Source organism: Lewinella sp. (assembly GCF_050633125.1).
In the GTDB taxonomy this organism is placed as follows: domain Bacteria; phylum Bacteroidota; class Bacteroidia; order Chitinophagales; family Saprospiraceae; genus Lewinella.
In genome coordinates this window covers 1-622 of record NZ_JBOEFX010000226.1, presented here as the reverse complement: position 1 = coordinate 622, position 622 = coordinate 1, and the positions used below count along the sequence as shown (strand labels likewise).

The 622-nt window shown below is 45.5% G+C and carries 1 protein-coding gene; it reads right to left on the bottom strand.

What is annotated here, in order from left to right:
- Nucleotides 1-166: 166 nt before the first annotated feature.
- Nucleotides 167-622, bottom strand: a 456-nt coding sequence (locus ACRBG0_RS28440; RefSeq protein ID WP_431490210.1) for a Crp/Fnr family transcriptional regulator, incomplete at its 5' end; no start/stop codon positions are given.

The window sequence follows — 622 nt, the reverse complement described above, 5'->3', positions numbered from 1 at the left end:
CTTCACTGAAAAGCGGAAGTCGAAAATTAATCATTCGACCGTTACTTACAAGTGCAAAGGTGAGCAAAGTTCGCGGAAACATCAGTGATGTGTATCACTGGGACAATAAGCTGCCCTTTCGGTATTTTGCCGAAAGGCCAAACAAGACCATAATTGAGGGTTCTGCCTAATTGCTTGCTAACAACCTTACCTGATTGCGCCCCAGTTCTACTTTCCCCATGTTTTCCATTTTCTTCAACAGGCGGGAGATGGCTTCGCGGGAAGCGTTGAGATCATTGGCAATCTCTTGGTGGGTGGCTTCAATCAGGGCGTTACCGGTTGCTTCCTGACGGGCATTCAGGTATTCTTGCAGGCGCTGATCCATGTTATTGAAAGCAATGCTGTCGATCACTTTTACCAGTTCTATGAGGCGGTTATCATAGCTCAGCATGACAAAATTTTTCCAGCTTTGGTATTTGCTCATCCACTGGTCTACATACTTGATAGGGATACCGATCATCGTTGTATCTTCCACGGCCTCGGTCCGGATCATGCTTTTTTTATTCATCATGCAGCAGCTGAAAGACATGGAACAAGTATCGCCAGCGCTCAGAAAATAGAGCAAAATTTCTTTACCATCCAG